Source organism: Streptomyces sp. NBC_01216, from assembly GCF_035994945.1.
Taxonomy (GTDB): Bacteria; Actinomycetota; Actinomycetes; order Streptomycetales; family Streptomycetaceae; genus Streptomyces.
The window spans coordinates 2654150-2669599 of the sequence record NZ_CP108677.1 but is presented as its reverse complement, the minus strand read 5'-3'; the positions used below and the strand labels follow the sequence as shown (position 1 = coordinate 2669599).

At 72.5% G+C, this 15450-nt stretch carries 15 protein-coding genes; 4 read left to right on the top strand and 11 right to left on the bottom strand.

Annotated features, from left to right (window positions below; genetic code table 11):
* Positions 1-81: 81 nt before the first annotated feature.
* The 4 genes from OG393_RS11380 to afsQ1 all read right to left on the bottom strand — a co-directional run bounded on the left by OG393_RS11380 (position 82) and on the right by afsQ1 (position 3688).
* Positions 82-630 carry a VanZ family protein gene (locus OG393_RS11380; protein WP_327374548.1) on the bottom strand — a complete coding sequence of 183 codons (549 nt, stop codon included), beginning with the start codon at positions 628-630 and terminating at the stop codon, positions 82-84.
* A gap of 165 nt (positions 631-795) precedes the next feature.
* Entirely contained in the window at positions 796-1431 is a 636-nt protein-coding gene (locus OG393_RS11375; RefSeq protein ID WP_327374547.1) for a hypothetical protein, read from the bottom strand.
* 98 nt (positions 1432-1529) lie between these two features.
* On the bottom strand, positions 1530-3014 hold the full coding sequence (locus OG393_RS11370) for a HAMP domain-containing sensor histidine kinase (protein ID WP_327374546.1): 1485 nt from the start codon (positions 3012-3014) through the stop codon (positions 1530-1532).
* On the bottom strand, positions 3011-3688 hold the full coding sequence (afsQ1, locus tag OG393_RS11365) for a two-component system response regulator AfsQ1 (RefSeq protein ID WP_327374545.1): 678 nt from the start codon (positions 3686-3688) through the stop codon (positions 3011-3013). Before afsQ1 ends, OG393_RS11370 begins: the two co-directional genes overlap by 4 nt.
* Positions 3689-3848: 160 nt before the next feature.
* On the opposite strand from afsQ1, the gene OG393_RS11360 reads away from it, so the two are divergent.
* Positions 3849-4583 (top strand): SigE family RNA polymerase sigma factor, encoded by a 735-nt coding sequence (locus OG393_RS11360; protein ID WP_327374544.1) that lies wholly within the window; start codon positions 3849-3851, stop codon positions 4581-4583.
* Between the two features lie 200 nt (positions 4584-4783).
* On the opposite strand, the gene OG393_RS11355 is transcribed toward OG393_RS11360, so the two are convergent.
* Complete coding sequence (locus OG393_RS11355; RefSeq protein WP_327374543.1) at positions 4784-5479, bottom strand: uridine kinase; 696 nt, start codon at positions 5477-5479, stop codon at positions 4784-4786.
* A 61-nt stretch (positions 5480-5540) separates the two neighbouring features.
* On the opposite strand from OG393_RS11355, the gene OG393_RS11350 reads away from it, so the two are divergent.
* A complete protein-coding gene (locus OG393_RS11350; RefSeq protein ID WP_327374542.1) occupies positions 5541-5939 on the top strand; it encodes a hypothetical protein in 399 nt (132 codons plus the stop codon).
* A gap of 155 nt (positions 5940-6094) precedes the next feature.
* On the opposite strand, the gene OG393_RS11345 is transcribed toward OG393_RS11350, so the two are convergent.
* The 3 genes from OG393_RS11345 to deoC are packed head-to-tail and all read right to left on the bottom strand — an operon-like array spanning position 6095 to position 9439.
* The gene (locus tag OG393_RS11345) at positions 6095-7012 is read right to left on the bottom strand and encodes an aldehyde dehydrogenase family protein (RefSeq protein WP_327374541.1); all 918 of its coding nucleotides are present in this window, start codon (positions 7010-7012) and stop codon (positions 6095-6097) included.
* Entirely contained in the window at positions 7005-8441 is a 1437-nt protein-coding gene (locus OG393_RS11340) for an aldehyde dehydrogenase family protein (protein WP_327374540.1), read from the bottom strand. Before OG393_RS11340 ends, OG393_RS11345 begins: the two co-directional genes overlap by 8 nt.
* A 5-nt stretch (positions 8442-8446) precedes the next feature.
* On the bottom strand, positions 8447-9439 hold the full coding sequence (gene deoC, locus OG393_RS11335; protein WP_327374539.1) for a deoxyribose-phosphate aldolase: 993 nt from the start codon (positions 9437-9439) through the stop codon (positions 8447-8449).
* A gap of 135 nt (positions 9440-9574) precedes the next feature.
* Here deoC and OG393_RS11330 point away from each other — a divergent pair, with 135 nt between their 5' ends.
* Positions 9575-10210, top strand: coding sequence for a PH domain-containing protein (locus OG393_RS11330; protein WP_327374538.1), 636 nt, complete (start codon positions 9575-9577; stop codon positions 10208-10210).
* A gap of 171 nt (positions 10211-10381) precedes the next feature.
* Here OG393_RS11330 and OG393_RS11325 read toward each other — a convergent pair whose 3' ends face one another.
* The 3 genes from OG393_RS11325 to OG393_RS11315 all read right to left on the bottom strand — a co-directional run bounded on the left by OG393_RS11325 (position 10382) and on the right by OG393_RS11315 (position 13676).
* Positions 10382-12034 (bottom strand): phospho-sugar mutase, encoded by a 1653-nt coding sequence (locus OG393_RS11325; RefSeq protein ID WP_327374537.1) that lies wholly within the window; start codon positions 12032-12034, stop codon positions 10382-10384.
* A 179-nt stretch (positions 12035-12213) separates the two neighbouring features.
* Positions 12214-13017, bottom strand: a complete 804-nt coding sequence (locus OG393_RS11320; protein ID WP_327374536.1) for a purine-nucleoside phosphorylase — start codon at positions 13015-13017, stop codon at positions 12214-12216.
* 221 nt (positions 13018-13238) lie between these two features.
* Positions 13239-13676: a gamma-glutamylcyclotransferase gene (locus OG393_RS11315; RefSeq protein ID WP_327374535.1), complete on the bottom strand. Its 438-nt coding sequence runs from the start codon at positions 13674-13676 to the stop codon at positions 13239-13241.
* Between the two features lie 194 nt (positions 13677-13870).
* Here OG393_RS11315 and OG393_RS11310 point away from each other — a divergent pair, with 194 nt between their 5' ends.
* Positions 13871-15337, top strand: a complete 1467-nt coding sequence (locus tag OG393_RS11310; protein ID WP_327374533.1) for an NAD(P)H-quinone dehydrogenase — start codon at positions 13871-13873, stop codon at positions 15335-15337.
* Positions 15338-15450 lie beyond the last annotated feature (113 nt).

The following is a 15450-nucleotide window of genomic DNA, read 5'->3' as shown; positions in this document are numbered from 1 at the left end:
TCGAAGCGTGTCCTCGGCAGCCTCTCCGTCGGGCTCCCGATGACTCCATACTCGCAGCAGACCAGAGGACAAAACGTCGGTCTACGGGGCGATCCCGACCCTGGGAATCGTCGGGGTAGCACCCTGAGAACCGTCGTCCCGCAGGAGGCCAGACCCCCGGCTCCGGCCGGTCCCCGCGGAGGACCGGCCGGTCCTCGCGTCCCCCCGGCGGCGCAGCCGCGCCCGCCCCGCGGGCACCACGCACAGATGGGCCAGTGCCACGCCGGCCGTGTTCAGGAGCAGCGAGTCCACGTCGACGACCTGCCCCGGCACCGCGGTCTGCAACAGCTCGACGCCCAGGGACACCAGCGCGCCGGCGGCGACGGTCCGGGCCAGCGACGCCCACGGCGACACCCGCAGCCGCCCGTCGGCCATCGGCAGCAGCACCCCCAGCGGAGCCAGCAGCAGCAGTCCCTCGCCGATCCGCCGGGCCGCCTCGCCCGGACCGAGCTCCAGATCCGCCTTGATGCCGGCCAGCGGGGTGACGTTCGGCGCCGTCACCCAGGCCACGTCGAGCGGGCGCAGCGCGACCCAGGCGACGAGCAGCAGATGTGCGAGGAGGAGGACGAACCCCGCCCCTCGGACGACCACGGCGGAGTTCCCGCCCGAACCTTGACGCTGCACGACCCCCAAGACGCACTCCGCGCGGGGATCGGTTCCGCCGCTTACCCGAACGGTCGCGTCACGAGCCCGACGACGTGCCCGAGGACGCTGTCGCAGCAGCGGACGGCCCCCTGAGAGCCTGTCGGCCGAAGGTCACCCGACAGGCTGTGAGGCCGCCGCACCGGACGGTTCCCCGGGAGCCGCCGGCGAGGGAGTCCCGGAAGCCGCCGCGGACGGGGACACCGTCGGCGGCGCCCCGTCCGGGCGCTCCCGCAACTCCTCCGTGCACTGATAGCGACGCGGCGGGTACGCGCCCGGACCGCCCAGCACGACGGTCCCGCCCCCGCCCACCGCGCTCGCGGCGAAGGTGCAGACGATCTGCGACAGCGCGGTCGCCGTCAGGTCCTCCGGCTGCCTGCTGAGCCGCAGCGTGCCCGCCGGGTCGCCCCGGTGCCCGCCGGTGACCACCAGGGGCCCCTTCACCGCGGTGGAGAAACCGGCCTCGGCCTCGCTCGCGGAGGGCTCGCTCTGCAACTGCGCCAGCAGCGCCGACGCCGTCCGCACCGGGTCACCGCCGGCCTTCTCCTCCGGCAGCGTCGACGGCCGCTCCACCGCGTCCAGCTGTGAACCGCAGACCAGGAAGACCCGGAGCGGCACCCCCGTCGGCCGCGCGGCCTCGTCCTCGACGCTGCAGGCCACCCGGGTCGGCGCCGCCCCCGCGTCCACGGGCACCGAGGTCGTCCTGATCCCGCAGCCCGCGGTGAGCGCGACGCCCACCAGGGCAGCCACCGCCACACCCGACCGCCCGGCCCGGCGGCCGCGTCCCCAGTCGCCCGCGAACCCGGAGCGCCCCGATCCGCCCCGGAGCGCCTTCCGGCGTACCCGGCTCACTTCTCCGCACCCTCTCCCGGCTCGCTCTGGTCCGGCAGCCGCAGCACGAACACCGCGCCGTCGCCGTCCGGCGAGTTGGCCGCGGTGATCGAGCCGCCGTGGATCAGCGCGTTCTCCACGGCGATCGACAGACCCAGACCGGAGCCCTCCGACCGCGGCCGGGACGCGCTCGCCTTGTAGAAGCGGTCGAAGACGTGCGGCAGGACCTCCTGCGGGATGCCCGGACCGTGATCCCGCACCGCGATGACCAACTCGTCCTCCTCGGTGCGGATCGACACCCGTACCGGCGAACCGCCGTGCTTGAGCGCGTTGCCGATCAGGTTCGCCAGGATCACGTCGAGCCGGCGCGGGTCGAGGCGGGCCACGATCCCGCGTTCCGCGTCCAGCTCCACCGCGTCCAGCCAGGCCCGCGCGTCGATGCACGCCGTGACCTGGTCGGCCACGTCGACGTCGTCGAGGACCAGCCGGGCGGTGCCCGCGTCGAAGCGGGTCACCTCCATCAGGTTCTCCACCAGGTCGTTGAGACGTCGGGTCTCGCTGACCACCAGGGCCACCGCGGGCGCGATCATCGGGTCGAGCGTCTCCTGCTCGTCCTCCAGGACCTCCGTCACGGCCGTCAGCGCGGTCAGCGGGGTGCGCAGCTCGTGCGACATGTCGGCGACGAACCGCCTGCTGGACTCCTCCCGCGCGCTCATGTCCGCGACCCTCTTCTGCAGGGATTCCGCCGCGCTGTTGAACGTCCGCGACAGATCGGCCAGTTCGTCGGTGCCCGAGACCCTCAGCCGGGTGTCGAGCTTTCCCTCGCCGAGGCGTTTCGCCGCCTCGCCCAGCCGGTGCACCGGCCGCAGCACGGTCGTGGCGGCGGCCTGCGCGAGCAGCGCCGATCCGATCAGGGCGAGCGCGGTCGCGATCCCCAGGGACCAGGCGAGCGAGCTCAGGTCCTGCCGCTCGGCGTCCAGGGACTTGAACATGTAGCCGGTCGGACCGCCGCCGTCGATCTTCGTCCCGCCGACCAGGAACGGCGTCTTTCCCCGCTGCGTGCGCTGCCAGAACAGGTGGTAGGGGTACGCGTTGGCGTCCGTCACCGGCCGCCGGGTCTCCACGGCCACCTGGAGCTCGCGCGGCACGTCGGCCAGCGTGAAGGTGTCCGGGTCGGAGGCCGCGACGATCGGCTTGCCCGCCGCCCGCTCGCCGAGCAGCAGCACGCTGTACCCGGCGCTGCCGGACGCCATCTGCTCCGCGGCGCGCCGCAGATCGTCCTGGGTGGGATGCGGGGGCAGCGTCGCCACCCGGTTCTGCATCTCCTGCCGGAAGTCGTTCAGCGCGCCGTCCTGGGTCCGGGTCAGGACCGCCTCACGGTTCAGCCAGTAGGCGATGCCCGAGGCGGACACGGCCGCGGTGAGCGCCACCAGGGCGAACACCACGACCAGACGCAGCCGCAGGCTGGTGAAGCGCAGCCCCGCGAAGATCCCCTTCCTCACGCAGGGACGTCCAGCCGGTAGCCGACACCGCGCACGGTACGGATGAGGGTGGGCGAGGACGGCACGTCCTCGACCTTGGCGCGCAGCCGCTGCACACAGGCGTCGACCAACCGCGAGTCGCCCAGGTAGTCGTGCTCCCACACCAGGCGCAGCAACTGCTGGCGCGACAGCGCCTGTCCGGGCCGGCGGCTCAGCTCCAGGAGCAGCCGCAGCTCGGTCGGGGTGAGCTGGAGGTCCTCGCCGTTCTTCGTCACCGTCATCGCCGAACGGTCGATGACGAGCGAGCCGAAGGTCGCCGAGTCCGTGGACTCCCTCTCCCCGCGCCGCAGTACGGCCCGGATCCGGGCGTCGAGCACCCGCCCCTGGACCGGCTTGACCACGTAGTCGTCGGCGCCGGACTCCAGGCCGACGACCACGTCGATGTCGTCGCTGCGCGCGGTCAGCAGGATGATCGGCAGCTGGTCGGTGCGCCGGATGCGCCGGCACACCTCGAAGCCGTCGATCCCGGGCAGCATCACGTCCAGCACGACCAGGTCCGGCCGCTGCTCACGGAGCAGTGTGAGGCCGTCCTCGCCCGTCGCCGCGGTGGCCACACGGTGGCCCTGGCGTGACAAGGAGAGTTCGAGGGCCGTGCGGATGGCGTCGTCGTCCTCGATCAGCAGCAGGAAAGGCACGGGCGTCATTCTGTCGTATGCCACCGCCGGAGTTCGACCGTGCGGTCGCACCCCGCCCTGTGACACGGCTGTGACAGTCGACGGACACCGCGATGAAGTGGGCCGGGCAGGCTTCTGGTCATACCGAACGAGGCAGACTCCAACCGACGGGGGGCGCGAGATGAACGCACTGCACAGCACCACCTCAAGCGCAGTTGTCACGCGTCTCCACGACGTACGAGGCACCGAGAAGTCCGGCGCGGTGAACGTGCGGGGGCACGTCCGGGGCGTCGGGCGTCAGCGGAAGGCGCCGTACATGGTGGCCGTCGCCGACGGGGGGACGGGGTACGGGGAAGCCACGGGGGAGCGGCGGACACCGCCGGAGACGGGGAACGCCGAAGCGGCCTTCACCGCCTACGTGCAGGAACGTCGCGCCTCCCTGTACGCCACCGCCTACCACCTCACCGGTGACCGCTTCGAGGCGGAGGACCTGCTCCAGAGCGCGTTGTTCTCGACGTACCGCGCCTGGGACAGGATCAGCGACAAGGCGGCCGTGGGCGGCTATCTGCGCCGCACCATGACGAACCTGCACATCAGCGCCTGGCGCCGTCGGAAGCTCAACGAGTACCCGACGGAGGAGCTGCCGGAGACGGCGGGCGACACGGACGCGATGCGGGGCACCGAACTGCGCGCGGTGCTGTGGCAGGCCCTCGCCCGGCTGCCCGAGCTCCAGCGCACGATGCTGGTGCTGCGTTACTACGAGGGCCGTACGGACCCGGAGATCGCGGAGATCCTGGACATCAGTGTCGGCACGGTGAAGTCGAGCATCTGGCGCTCCCTGCGCCGGCTGCGCGAGGACGAGGTCCTGAGCTTCGGCCGTGACGAGGAGGAGTCCTTCGGCGAGCTGGTGGCCTGAGGGCAGGGGGCACGGGGGACACGGGGGGCGTACGGGGGTACGGGGAAAAGGGCGCGGGTCGGACAAGCCGGGGGGGCTTGTACGGCCCGCGTTCCGCCGTTCCGTGTTCTCTCGTTCCGTGTTCTCTCGTGCCGGTCGGCGGTGACGTATCGCGCCGCGGGGGCGGCTCCTTCCGGCGGGGTTCCCTCCGGTGGTGGCTGCTACCGGCCCGCGGGGGCGTGGTGCCGGTCGGCCGCCGCGGCGGCGAGACGGCCCAGGGCCTCCTGACGGGCGCAGGGGTGGGCGCCCAGAGCGGTCTGGCGGGACACGATCGCGCGTTCGGCGCGCATCAGCCGCCAGCCGCGGCGGAGCAGGAAGGGAACCGACTTGCGGCCCTCCCGCAGGTCGCGCAGCAGGCGGCGGCGGAAGGTCGTCGAAGCCCGGCCGCGCAGGCACAGCGCGTCGGCGAGCAGCCCGAGGGCCTGGCAGCGGGCCACGATCTCGGCGGCGAAGATCCCCTCGGCGAGGAACAGCGGCGGCTGCCCGATGTCCAGCGTCTCGTGGCCCACCCGCGCGCTGGTGGCGATGTCGTACACGGGGACGTCGGTCCGTCCGGTGGCGCACAGTTCCGCGATCGCCGCGACGGCGACGTCCGCGTCCCAGGAACCGGGGGAGTCCCAGTCGATGTCGGCACTGCCCGGGACCAGCGGCAGCGTCGGGTCGTCGGCCTCCTTGTAGAAGTCGTCGAGGCGCAGCACCGGAAGGCCGGTGGTGGCGGCGAGGGACGACTTGCCGGAGCCGGAGGGGCCCGCGAGCAGGACGACACGGGTCGGGATCGCTTGGGAACTCACGGGACACCAGTGTGAACCATTCCCCCGCGCAGGGGACCCCCGAGGGAGGCCGTTGGTATCGAGCATCACACCTCCACTACTGTCGGTGCCCATCCGATCACCCGACGTACGAGCGACAAGGACCGTCATGGCGCGTCACGCAGAATCCCGGACTTCCCGCCGCACCGCGCTGCTGAAGGCGGGTCTGACCCTCACGGCGGCCGGTGCCGTGCTCGGCGCGGGGGCGGCGGGCGCCCAGGCGGCGGCCCCCCGGCTGCCGGTGGACGGGCTGACCCGCACCGACGCCGCAGCGGCCGGCGAGGGGCTGCTCGGGGCGGCCGGACACGGCCTGGGCCCACTGACGCGGCTGCAGCTCGACCCGCTGGCCAACACCGGCGTCGACCCGCTCGCGAACGGCCTCGGCACCCAGGTCGCCGACTTCAAGCCGGTGGGCACCAACCTGGTGACGGACCAGATCACCCAGGGCGGCGCGCTGGCCGACCTGCCCGTCGCCGGCCCGCTGACGCAGGGCCTTCTCCCGGGCTGACCGATCCGGAGCCGGGACGAGACGAGAGGCGTGGCGGTCCGGAACCGGGCCGCGCGCGTCACACCATGAGCGAGGGGCCCCGGGGTGACCCCGGGGCCCCTCGCTCATGGGGGGATCTCCGGGCGGACGGAGCTACTTTCGCGACACGCCCAGCCCTAGTACGAGGAGCCGCTCGCGCCCAGCGATCCCGTCGGGTGCCAGACCGTCTTCGTCTCCAGGAAGGCCGTCATGCGGTCCGTTCCCGGCGCCGCGGCGAAGTCGACGGCACGCGGGCGCAGGACCCGCTTGAGGTTGTCGGCCGCGGCGACCTCCAGCTCGCGCGCCAGTTCGGCGTCCGCGCCCGTCAGGTCGATCGCGTTGACGTCCTGGTGGCTCGCCAGGTGCGGGCCCATCTCGGCCGCCCTGCCGGACAGGATGTTGACGACGCCGCCCGGCAGGTCGGAGGTGGCCAGCACCTCGCCGAGGGAGAGCGCCGGCAGTGGTGCCTTCTCGCTGGCGATCACGACCGCGGTGTTGCCGGTCGCGATCACCGGGGCGATCACCGAGACGAGCCCGAGGAAGGACGAGTCCTGCGGGGCCAGGACCGTCACCACACCGGTCGGTTCGGGCGCCGAGAGGTTGAAGTAGGGGCCGGCGACCGGGTTGGCCCCGCCGACGACCTGGCCGATCTTGTCCGTCCAGCCCGCGTACCAGACCCAGCGGTCGATCGCCGCGTCGACGACGGCGCCCGCCTTGGACTTCGACAGGCCCTCCCCGTCCGCCACCTCGGCGACGAACTGGGCGCGTCGGCCCTCCAGCATCTCGGCGACGCGGTAGAGGATCTGGCCGCGGTTGTACGCGGTCGCGCCGGACCAGCCGCCGAATGCCTTGCGGGCGGCGACGACCGCGTCACGGGCGTCCTTGCGGGAGGAGAGCGGCGCGTTGGCCAGCCACTCGCCCTTGGAGTCGGTCACCTCGTACACCCGGCCGCTCTCGGAACGGGGGAACTTGCCCCCGACGTACAGCTTGTAGGTCTTGAAGACGCTCAGACGCGCCGCGGTGGGACCGCTGTTCGAACCCTTGCCGTCAGACATCGAGGTAGGCCTCCAGACCGTGACGGCCGCCTTCGCGGCCGAAGCCCGACTCCTTGTAGCCGCCGAAGGGCGAGGTCGGGTCGAACTTGTTGAACGTGTTGGCCCAGACGACACCGGCCCGGAGCCTGGACGCGACCGCGAGGATGCGGGAACCCTTCTCCGTCCAGATACCGGCCGACAGGCCGTACTGGCTGTTGTTGGCCTTGGCGACGGCCTCGTCCGGGGTGCGGAAGGTCAGCACCGACAGGACCGGGCCGAAGATCTCGTCACGGGCGATGGTGTGCGCCTGGGTGACGTGGGTGAAGAGGGTCGGCGCGAACCAGTAGCCGGCGGAGGGGAGCTCGCAGGACGGGGACCAGCGCTCGCCGCCCTCCGCCTCGCCCTTCTCCACCAGCGCGGTGATCCGGGCGAGCTGCTCGGCCGAGTTGATGGCGCCGATGTCGGTGTTCTTGTCCAGCGGATCGCCCAGGCGCAGCGTCGACAGCCGCCTCTTGAGCGAGTCGAGCACCTCGTCGTGGACCGACTCCTGCACCAGCAGACGGGAGCCCGCGCAGCAGACCTGGCCCTGGTTGAAGAAGATGCCGTTGACGATGCCCTCGACGGCCTGGTCGACGGGGGCGTCGTCGAAGACGATGTTGGCGCCCTTGCCGCCCAGCTCCAGGGTCACCTTCTTGTCGGTGCCGGCCACCGAGCGGGCGATGGCCTTGCCGACGGCGGTCGAGCCGGTGAAGGCGACCTTGTTCACGTCCGGGTGCTCGACCAGCGCGGCGCCGGCCTCCCCGTATCCGGGAAGGATGTTGACGACGCCCCGGGGAAGTCCGGCCTGGCGGCAGATGTCCGCGAAGAACAGGGCGGACAGCGGGGTCGTCTCGGCGGGCTTGAGCACGACCGTGTTGCCCGTCGCCAGCGCCGGCGCGATCTTCCACGCCAGCATGAGGAGGGGGAAGTTCCATGGGATGACCTGGCCGGCCACGCCCAGCGGGCGGGGATCGGCGCCGTAGCCCGCGTGGCCGAGCTTGTCGGCCCAGCCCGCGTAGTAGAAGAAGTGCGCGGCGACCAGCGGGAGGTCCGCGTCGCGGGTCTCCTTGATCGGCTTGCCGTTGTCCAGGGTCTCCAGGACGGCCAGTTCGCGGCTGCGCTCCTGGATGATCCGGGCGATGCGGAAGAGGTACTTGGCGCGCTCGGAACCCGGCAGCGCCGACCACGTGGCGAAGGCCCTGCGAGCCGCCTTCACCGCGCGGTCGACGTCCTCGGCGCCCGCCTGGGCGACCTCGGCCAGGACCTCCTCGGAGGAGGGGGAGACGGTCTTGAAGACCTTGCCGTCGGCCGCGTCGACGAACTCGCCGTCGATGAACAGGCCGTAGGAGGGAGCGATGTCGACGACGGACCGGGACTCGGGAGCCGGCGCGTACTCGAATGCAGATGCCATGATGATCAGTCCACCGTCACGTAATCGGGGCCGGAGTAGCGGCCGGTCGCCAGCTTCTGACGCTGCATGAGCAGGTCGTTCAGCAGGCTGGAGGCACCGAAGCGGAACCAGTGGTTGTCCAGCCAGTCCTCGCCGACGGTCTCGTTGACCAGGACCAGGAACTTGATGGCTTCCTTGGTGTTGCGGATGCCGCCGGCCGGCTTCACGCCGATCTGGACGCCGGTCTGCGCGCGGAAGTCGCGGACCGCCTCCAGCATCAGGAGCGTGTTGGCCGGGGTGGCGTTGACCGCGACCTTGCCGGTCGAGGTCTTGATGAAGTCGGCGCCCGCCATCATGCCGAGCCAGGAGGCACGGCGGATGTTGTCGTACGTGGACAGCTCGCCGGTCTCGAAGATGACCTTGAGCCGGGCACGGTCGCCGCACTCCGCCTTGATCGCGGTGATCTGGTCGAACACCTCGAGGTAGCGGCCGGCGAGGAAGGCGCCACGGTCGATGACCATGTCGATCTCGTCCGCGCCGGCGGCGATGGCGTCGGCCGTGTCCGCGAGCTTCACGGGAAGCGCGGCGCGGCCCGCCGGGAAGGCGGTGGCGACGGAGGCGACCTTGACGCCGGAGCCCGCGAGGGCGGCCTTGGCGGTCGCCACCATGTCGGGATAGACACAGAGGGCGGCGGTCGTCGGGGTCGTGCGGTCGGTCGGATCGGGGTTGACGGCCTTGGCGGCGAGCGCCCGGACCTTGCCCGGGGTGTCCGCGCCTTCGAGCGTCGTCAGGTCGATCATGGAGATGGCCAGGTCGATGGCGTACGCCTTGGCCGTGGTCTTGATCGAGCGGGTGCCGAGGGACGCGGCGCGCGCCTCCAGGCCGACGGCGTCGACGCCGGGCAGCCCGTGGAGGAAGCGGCGCAGCGCACTCTCGGACGTGGTCACGTCGGCGAAAATGGGGGCACCTCCCGCGCCGGAGGCCGCGGGGGAGGGTGCTGCGGATGCAGTGGTGGGCATGGTCACCAGTCGAGCATATCTACGCGCGTAGCGACCTGTACAGCCCCGCTCGATTACGACCCGATCGCCCTCGTCGCCGGACCACCGGCGCGGAGCCCCCGGGCGGCTCCGCGCCGGTGAGGCAGAATCGGGCGTATGACGAGCCCCCAGCCGCCCGCCGAGCCGGCCTACGCCGACCGCGTCTTCCGTTCGCCTCTCGGGATCGCGGGAGGTGTCCTGCTGATCGGCCTCGCCACCTGGTTCTGCGTCGACGCGATGATCCGCGGCGAGGGCCGGACCCCGTGGGTGGCCCTGGCGGGCCTGCTGCTCGTCGTGCCGCTCGTCGTGGCCTTCACCGTCCGGCCCGCGGTCTACGCGAACGAGGACCGGCTCCGCGTCCGCAACCCCTTCCGCAACATCACGCTGCCCTGGGCCGCGGTCGCCGACGTCCGCGCCGGCTACTCCAGCGAGGTCGTCACCCGCGAGGGCGTCACGTACCAGCTGTGGTCGATCCCGGTCTCGCTGCGCCGACGGAAGGCGGCCGCCCGCCGCCAGGCGCGCGCCTCGCAGGACGACCCGCACCGCCGCACGTCCGTCACGGCGGACGTCCGCGACGATCAGTCCCGCAGGGCACCGGCCGACCAGACCATCGCCGACCTCCGCGAACTCGCCGAACGCTGCGCCTCCCGCCCCGGCGCCCAGGGCGAACCCCAGATCCGCTGGGCCTACGAGGTCATCGCTCCGGCGGTGGCGGGTCTGGTGCTGCTGGTGATCCTGCTGGCGACGGGCTGACGGCCGCGGCCGGGCCGGGAGCCCGCCGCACCGCCCACGGGCCCGCCGCCGCGCCGGACGGGTGAGGGGCCGTACGGGGACGCCGGGGTCCCCGTACGGCCCCTCACCGTTCCCGGGAAACGGTGGACCGGGCCGCGCCCGCCTGTCGGCCGGAGGCCACCCTGCAGGCCCTCAGAGCCCCGCGGCCGCCGCCAGGTCACGCTTGACCGCGGCGAGGACCTCGGCGGCCGTCGCACGGGCCGGCGTCAGCTCGCTCGCGTCGGCCACCGGGACGACGACCTCCAGGTAGCACTTCAGCTTGGGCTCGGTGCCGCTCGGCCGGACGATGACCCGGGCGCGGAACTCGCCCTCCAGGTAGTAGCGCAGACCGTCGGTCGGAGGCAGCGTCTCCGTGCCCTTCGCCAGGTCCTCCGCCGTCGTGACGGTCAGCCCCGCCAGCGAGACCGGCGGACGCTCGCGCAGCGCGCTCATCGCGTTCCGGATGACGCCCAGGTCCTCGACCCGCACGGAGAGCTGGTCGGTGGCGTGCAGGCCGTGGGCCACCGCGAGGTCGTCGAGCAGGCCGGTCAGCGTACGGTCCTGCTCCTTGAGGACCGAGGCCAGCTCGGCGATGAGCAGCGCCGCCGTGATGCCGTCCTTGTCGCGGACGCCCTCGGGGTCGACGCAGTAGCCGAGCGCCTCCTCGTAGCCGTACCGCAGCCCCTCCACGCGGGCGATCCACTTGAAGCCGGTCAGGGTCTCCTCGTAGCCGACGCCCGCGGCCTCGGCGATCCGGCCGAGCAGCGAGGACGAGACGATCGACTCGGCGAACACGCCCCGCGCGCCCTTGTGCACCAGATGCGCGGCGAGCAGCGCGCCCACCTCGTCACCGCGCAGCATCCGCCAGCCGCCCTCGACGGAGGCGTCGGGTACGGCGACCGCGCAACGGTCGGCGTCGGGGTCGTTGGCGATCACGATGTCCGGGTCCACGGCCCTGGCCGCCTCGAAGGCGAGGTCCATGGCGCCCGGCTCCTCCGGATTGGGGAACGCCACCGTCGGGAAGGCCGGGTCGGGATCGGCCTGCTCGGCCACGAGCGCCGGGGGAGGGAAACCCGCCCGGTCGAAGGCGGCCGTCAGGACCTCCCTGCCGACGCCGTGCATCGCCGTGTAGACGGTCCGGGCGGTGCGGGGCGAGCCGGGGGTCAGTACGGCGTCGGTCCGGGCCAGGTACGCCTCCAGGACCTCGTCGCCGAGCGTCTCCCAGCCCTCCTCGGGACGGGGCACGTCGGCCAGCGCGCGCACGGCGGCGATCCCGGCGGCGATCTCCGCGTCGGCCGGCGGCACGATCTGCGAGCCGTCGCCGAGGTAGACCTTGTAGCCGTTGTCGCGCGGCGGGTTGTGGCTCGCGGTCACCTCGACGCCGGCGACGGCGCCCAGGTGCCTTATGGCGAAGGCGAGGACGGGCGTGGGCAGCGGGCGCGGCAGCAGCGCCGCGCGCAGTCCGGCACCGGTCATCACGGCCGCGGTGTCGCGGGCGAAGTCGGCCGACTTGTAGCGGGCGTCGTAGCCGATGACGACCAGCCCGCCCTCCTGGCCCTTCGCCCGGAGATACGCGGCGAGCCCGGCGGCGGCCCGGATGACCACGGAGCGGTTCATCCGCAGGGGGCCCGCGCCCAGCTCGCCGCGGAGACCGGCCGTGCCGAACTGGAGGGTCCCGGCGAACCGGGCGTCGAGTCCGGCGCGGTCGCCGGACTCGATGAGCTTGGCGAGCTCGTCGCGGGTCTCGCTGTCGGGGTCCTCGGCGAGCCAGGCCTGGGCCCGGGCGATGAGGTCGTCCTGCGTCACGGTGGATGCCTTTCGGGGATACGGGCGGGTGCGGCTGGTGGGGCGGGAGAGTGTCCTTCCCGCCCCTCCCCTTCCCGTAACCGGGCTCCGGCCCGTGCCCCGCGTCTCGGGCGCCGGCCGGGCCGGTACGGGAAGGGGAGGGCAGGGAGGAGCCCCGCGCGGCGCCGGGCGCCGGAGAATCAGATGCGGTCGAGCACCCGGGTGAGGAGTTCGCCCATCCGGGCCGCGGAGTCGCGGCCGGCCTGGAGGACCTCCTCGTGGTTGAGCGGCTCGCCCGACAGGCCCGCGGCGAGGTTGGTGACCAGCGAGATGCCCAGGACCTCCGCGCCCGCCTCACGGGCCGCGATGGCCTCCAGGACGGTGGACATGCCGACCAGGTCGCCACCCATGACGCGGACCATGTTGATCTCGGCCGGGGTCTCGTAGTGCGGCCCGGGGAACTGCACGTAGACGCCCTCTTCGAGGGTCTCGTCGACCTCCTTGCACAGAGCGCGCAGACGCGGCGAGTACAGGTCCGTGAGGTCGACGAAGTTGGCGCCGACGATCGGCGAGGCGCCCGTCAGGTTGAGGTGGTCGCTGATCAGCACCGGCTGGCCGGGGCGCATGCCCTCGCGCAGGCCGCCGCAGCCGTTGGTCAGGACGACGGTCTTGCAGCCGGCGGCGACGGCGGTGCGCACGCCGTGGGCGACGGAGGCGACGCCCCGGCCCTCGTAGAAGTGCGTTCGGCCCAGGAAGACCAGGACCCGCTTCTCGCCGATCTTGTACGAGCGGACCTTGCCGCCGTGGCCCTCGACGGCCGGCGGCGGGAATCCGGGGAGCTCGGTGACCGGGAACTCGGCCTCCGGGGCACCGAGGGCGTCGACGGCGGGGGCCCAGCCGGAGCCCATCACCAGTGCGACGTCGTGGCTCTCGGTGCCGGTCAGCTCGCGAAGACGCGTGGCAGCGGCCTCGGCGGCCTCGTACGGGGTGGCAGTTGCGTTCACTGACTCTCTCGCCTCGGGAAGGGGGGTCCGAGGGGGGAGCCCCGGACGTATTTCCTACGCGCAGAAGCGTAGCCCGAGAATTCCTACGCGCGTAGATGACGGTGCTGACGGACATGCGATCGTTGTCTTGTCGTTTCCGACGAAGAGTGTGGCGGGCGGCACGATGTCTTTCGCCACATCACGTACCGCCACATCCGGTACCCGCGCCCCGGGCGGACGTCTCAGCAGGGGCGTTTGCGCAGTTCCATGACGTAGTCGTGCGGCGCGCCCGCCGACTCCGCGGCGTCCGCGAGCTCGCCCAGGTAGCGGGCCGAGGGCAGCCCGCCCTCGTAGGCGTTGAGGACGTACACCCAGGCCGGTTCCTCGCCGTCCAGCGTGTGTACCCGCACCCGCATCCGCCGGTAGATGTCGAGGCTGACGCCCTCCCAGCGGTCCATCGAGTCCTCGTCCATCGGGGCGATGTCGTAGAGCGCGACGAAGACCTGGGAACGCGGTGCCTCCACGATCGTGGCGAGTGCCCCCTCCCAGCCCATCTGCTCGCCGCCGAAGGTCAGCCGCCAGCCGTTGAGCCAGCCGGTACCGCGCAGCGGGGAGTGCGGTGCGCGGCGGGTCATGAGCCGCGCGTCGAGGTTGCCGGCGTACGCGGCGTAGAGCGACATGGGGTCGAGGGTACGGGAGGGGGAGGGGTGGTCGCGGAAGTCCGAGGTGGGGGCGGTATGGAGGCCCGCGCGTGAGGACGCCCGCGGCATGCGGGACAATGGGGTACGCACTTGAAGCGTGCGGGACAATGGCGTACGCACTGCAGCCCAGCGGGGGACCCCCCGGCAGAACGAGAGCGCGAGGCGTAACCCACGTGACCCGGATCGTGATCATCGGCGGCGGACCCGGCGGATACGAGGCGGCCCTGGTGGGCGCCCAACTCGGCGCGGAGGTGACCGTCGTCGACTGCGACGGCCTCGGCGGCGCGTCCGTCCTGACCGACTGCGTCCCCTCGAAGACCCTCATCGCGACGGCCGAGGTGATGACCACCTTCGACTCCTCGTACGAGGAGCTGGGCATCATCGTCGGCGACGCTCCCCCTGCCTTCGACGGAGGCGCCCCCACCCCGCACGTCGAGCAGGCCGCCCGCGTGGTCGGCGTGGACCTCGGCAAGGTCAACCGACGGGTGAAGCGCCTCGCGCTGGCCCAGTCCCACGACATCACCGCCTCCGTCACCCGGGCCGGCGCCCGGGTGCTGCGGGGACGGGGACGGCTCTCCGGCCGGCAGGCGATGGACGGCTCGCGCCAGGTGGTCGTGACCGCCGCGGACGGCACCGAGGAGTCGCTCACCGCCGACGCCGTGCTGATCGCCACCGGCGGCCACCCGCGCGAGCTGCCCGACGCGCAGCCCGACGGCGAGCGCATCCTGAACTGGACACAGGTCTACGACCTCAAGGAGCTCCCCCAGGAGCTGATCGTGGTCGGTTCCGGTGTGACGGGCGCCGAGTTCGCCGGCGCCTACCAGGCGCTGGGCTCCCGGGTCACCCTCGTCTCCTCGCGCGACCGCGTGCTGCCCGGCGAGGACCCGGACGCCGCCGCCGTGCTGGAGGACGTCTTCCGCCGGCGCGGTATGAACGTCATGGCCCGTTCCCGTGCCGAGTCCGCCAAACGGGTCGGGGACCGGGTCGAGGTCACGTTGGCCGACGGCCGGGTCATCTCCGGCACCCACTGCCTGATGGCGGTCGGCGCGATCCCGAATTCGGCCGGAATGGGCCTGGAGGAGGCCGGGGTCCGGCTGAAGGATTCCGGTCATATCTGGACCGACAAGGTCTCCCGCACCTCCGCCCCCGGCGTCTACGCGGCCGGCGACGTCACCGGCGTCTTCGCGCTCGCCTCGGTCGCCGCCATGCAGGGGCGGATCGCGATGTACCACTTCCTCGGCGACGCGGTGGCGCCGCTGAACCTGAAGACGGTCTCCTCGAACGTCTTCACCGACCCGGAGATCGCGACCGTCGGTTACACCCAGGCGGACGTCGACGCCGGCCGGATCGACGCCCGGGTCGTCAAGCTGCCGCTGCTGCGCAACCCCCGCGCGAAGATGCAGGGCATCCGGGACGGCTTCGTCAAGATCTTCTGCCGTCCGGGCACCGGCATCGTGGTCGGCGGCTGTGTCGTCGCGCCGCGGGCGAGCGAGCTGATCCACCCGATCTCGATCGCGGTCGACAACAATCTGACAGTGGAACAGATCGCGAAGGCATTCACCGTGTACCCCTCCCTGTCGGGCTCGATCGCGGAAGTGGCACGGCAGTTGCACACCCGAAAGGCCGGCGGAGAGGGCTAGCCCGCCCGCTCTCCCCGAACGATCGGGACAACCCCCGGCACCCCCGGGCAAGTCCACCACACCGCCCGGCCGACGACGGGGCCTCTCATATCAGTTGGAGGTCCCGTCGGTGC

Bases quoted from the DNA above. Each gene is read 5' to 3' on its own strand.
- OG393_RS11360 (WP_327374544.1), top strand. From the start codon at position 3,849: ATGAACGCACTGCACAGCACCACCTCAAGCGCAGTTGTCACGCGTCTC.
- OG393_RS11355 (WP_327374543.1), bottom strand. From the start codon at position 5,479: ATGCTCGATACCAACGGCCTCCCTCGGGGGTCCCCTGCGCGGGGGAAT.
- OG393_RS11350 (WP_327374542.1), top strand. From the start codon at position 5,541: ATGGCGCGTCACGCAGAATCCCGGACTTCCCGCCGCACCGCGCTGCTG.
- OG393_RS11345 (WP_327374541.1), bottom strand. From the start codon at position 7,012: ATGTCTGACGGCAAGGGTTCGAACAGCGGTCCCACCGCGGCGCGTCTG.
- OG393_RS11340 (WP_327374540.1), bottom strand. From the start codon at position 8,441: ATGGCATCTGCATTCGAGTACGCGCCGGCTCCCGAGTCCCGGTCCGTC.
- deoC (WP_327374539.1), bottom strand. From the start codon at position 9,439: ATGCCCACCACTGCATCCGCAGCACCCTCCCCCGCGGCCTCCGGCGCG.
- OG393_RS11330 (WP_327374538.1), top strand. From the start codon at position 9,575: ATGACGAGCCCCCAGCCGCCCGCCGAGCCGGCCTACGCCGACCGCGTC.
- OG393_RS11315 (WP_327374535.1), bottom strand. From the start codon at position 13,676: ATGTCGCTCTACGCCGCGTACGCCGGCAACCTCGACGCGCGGCTCATG.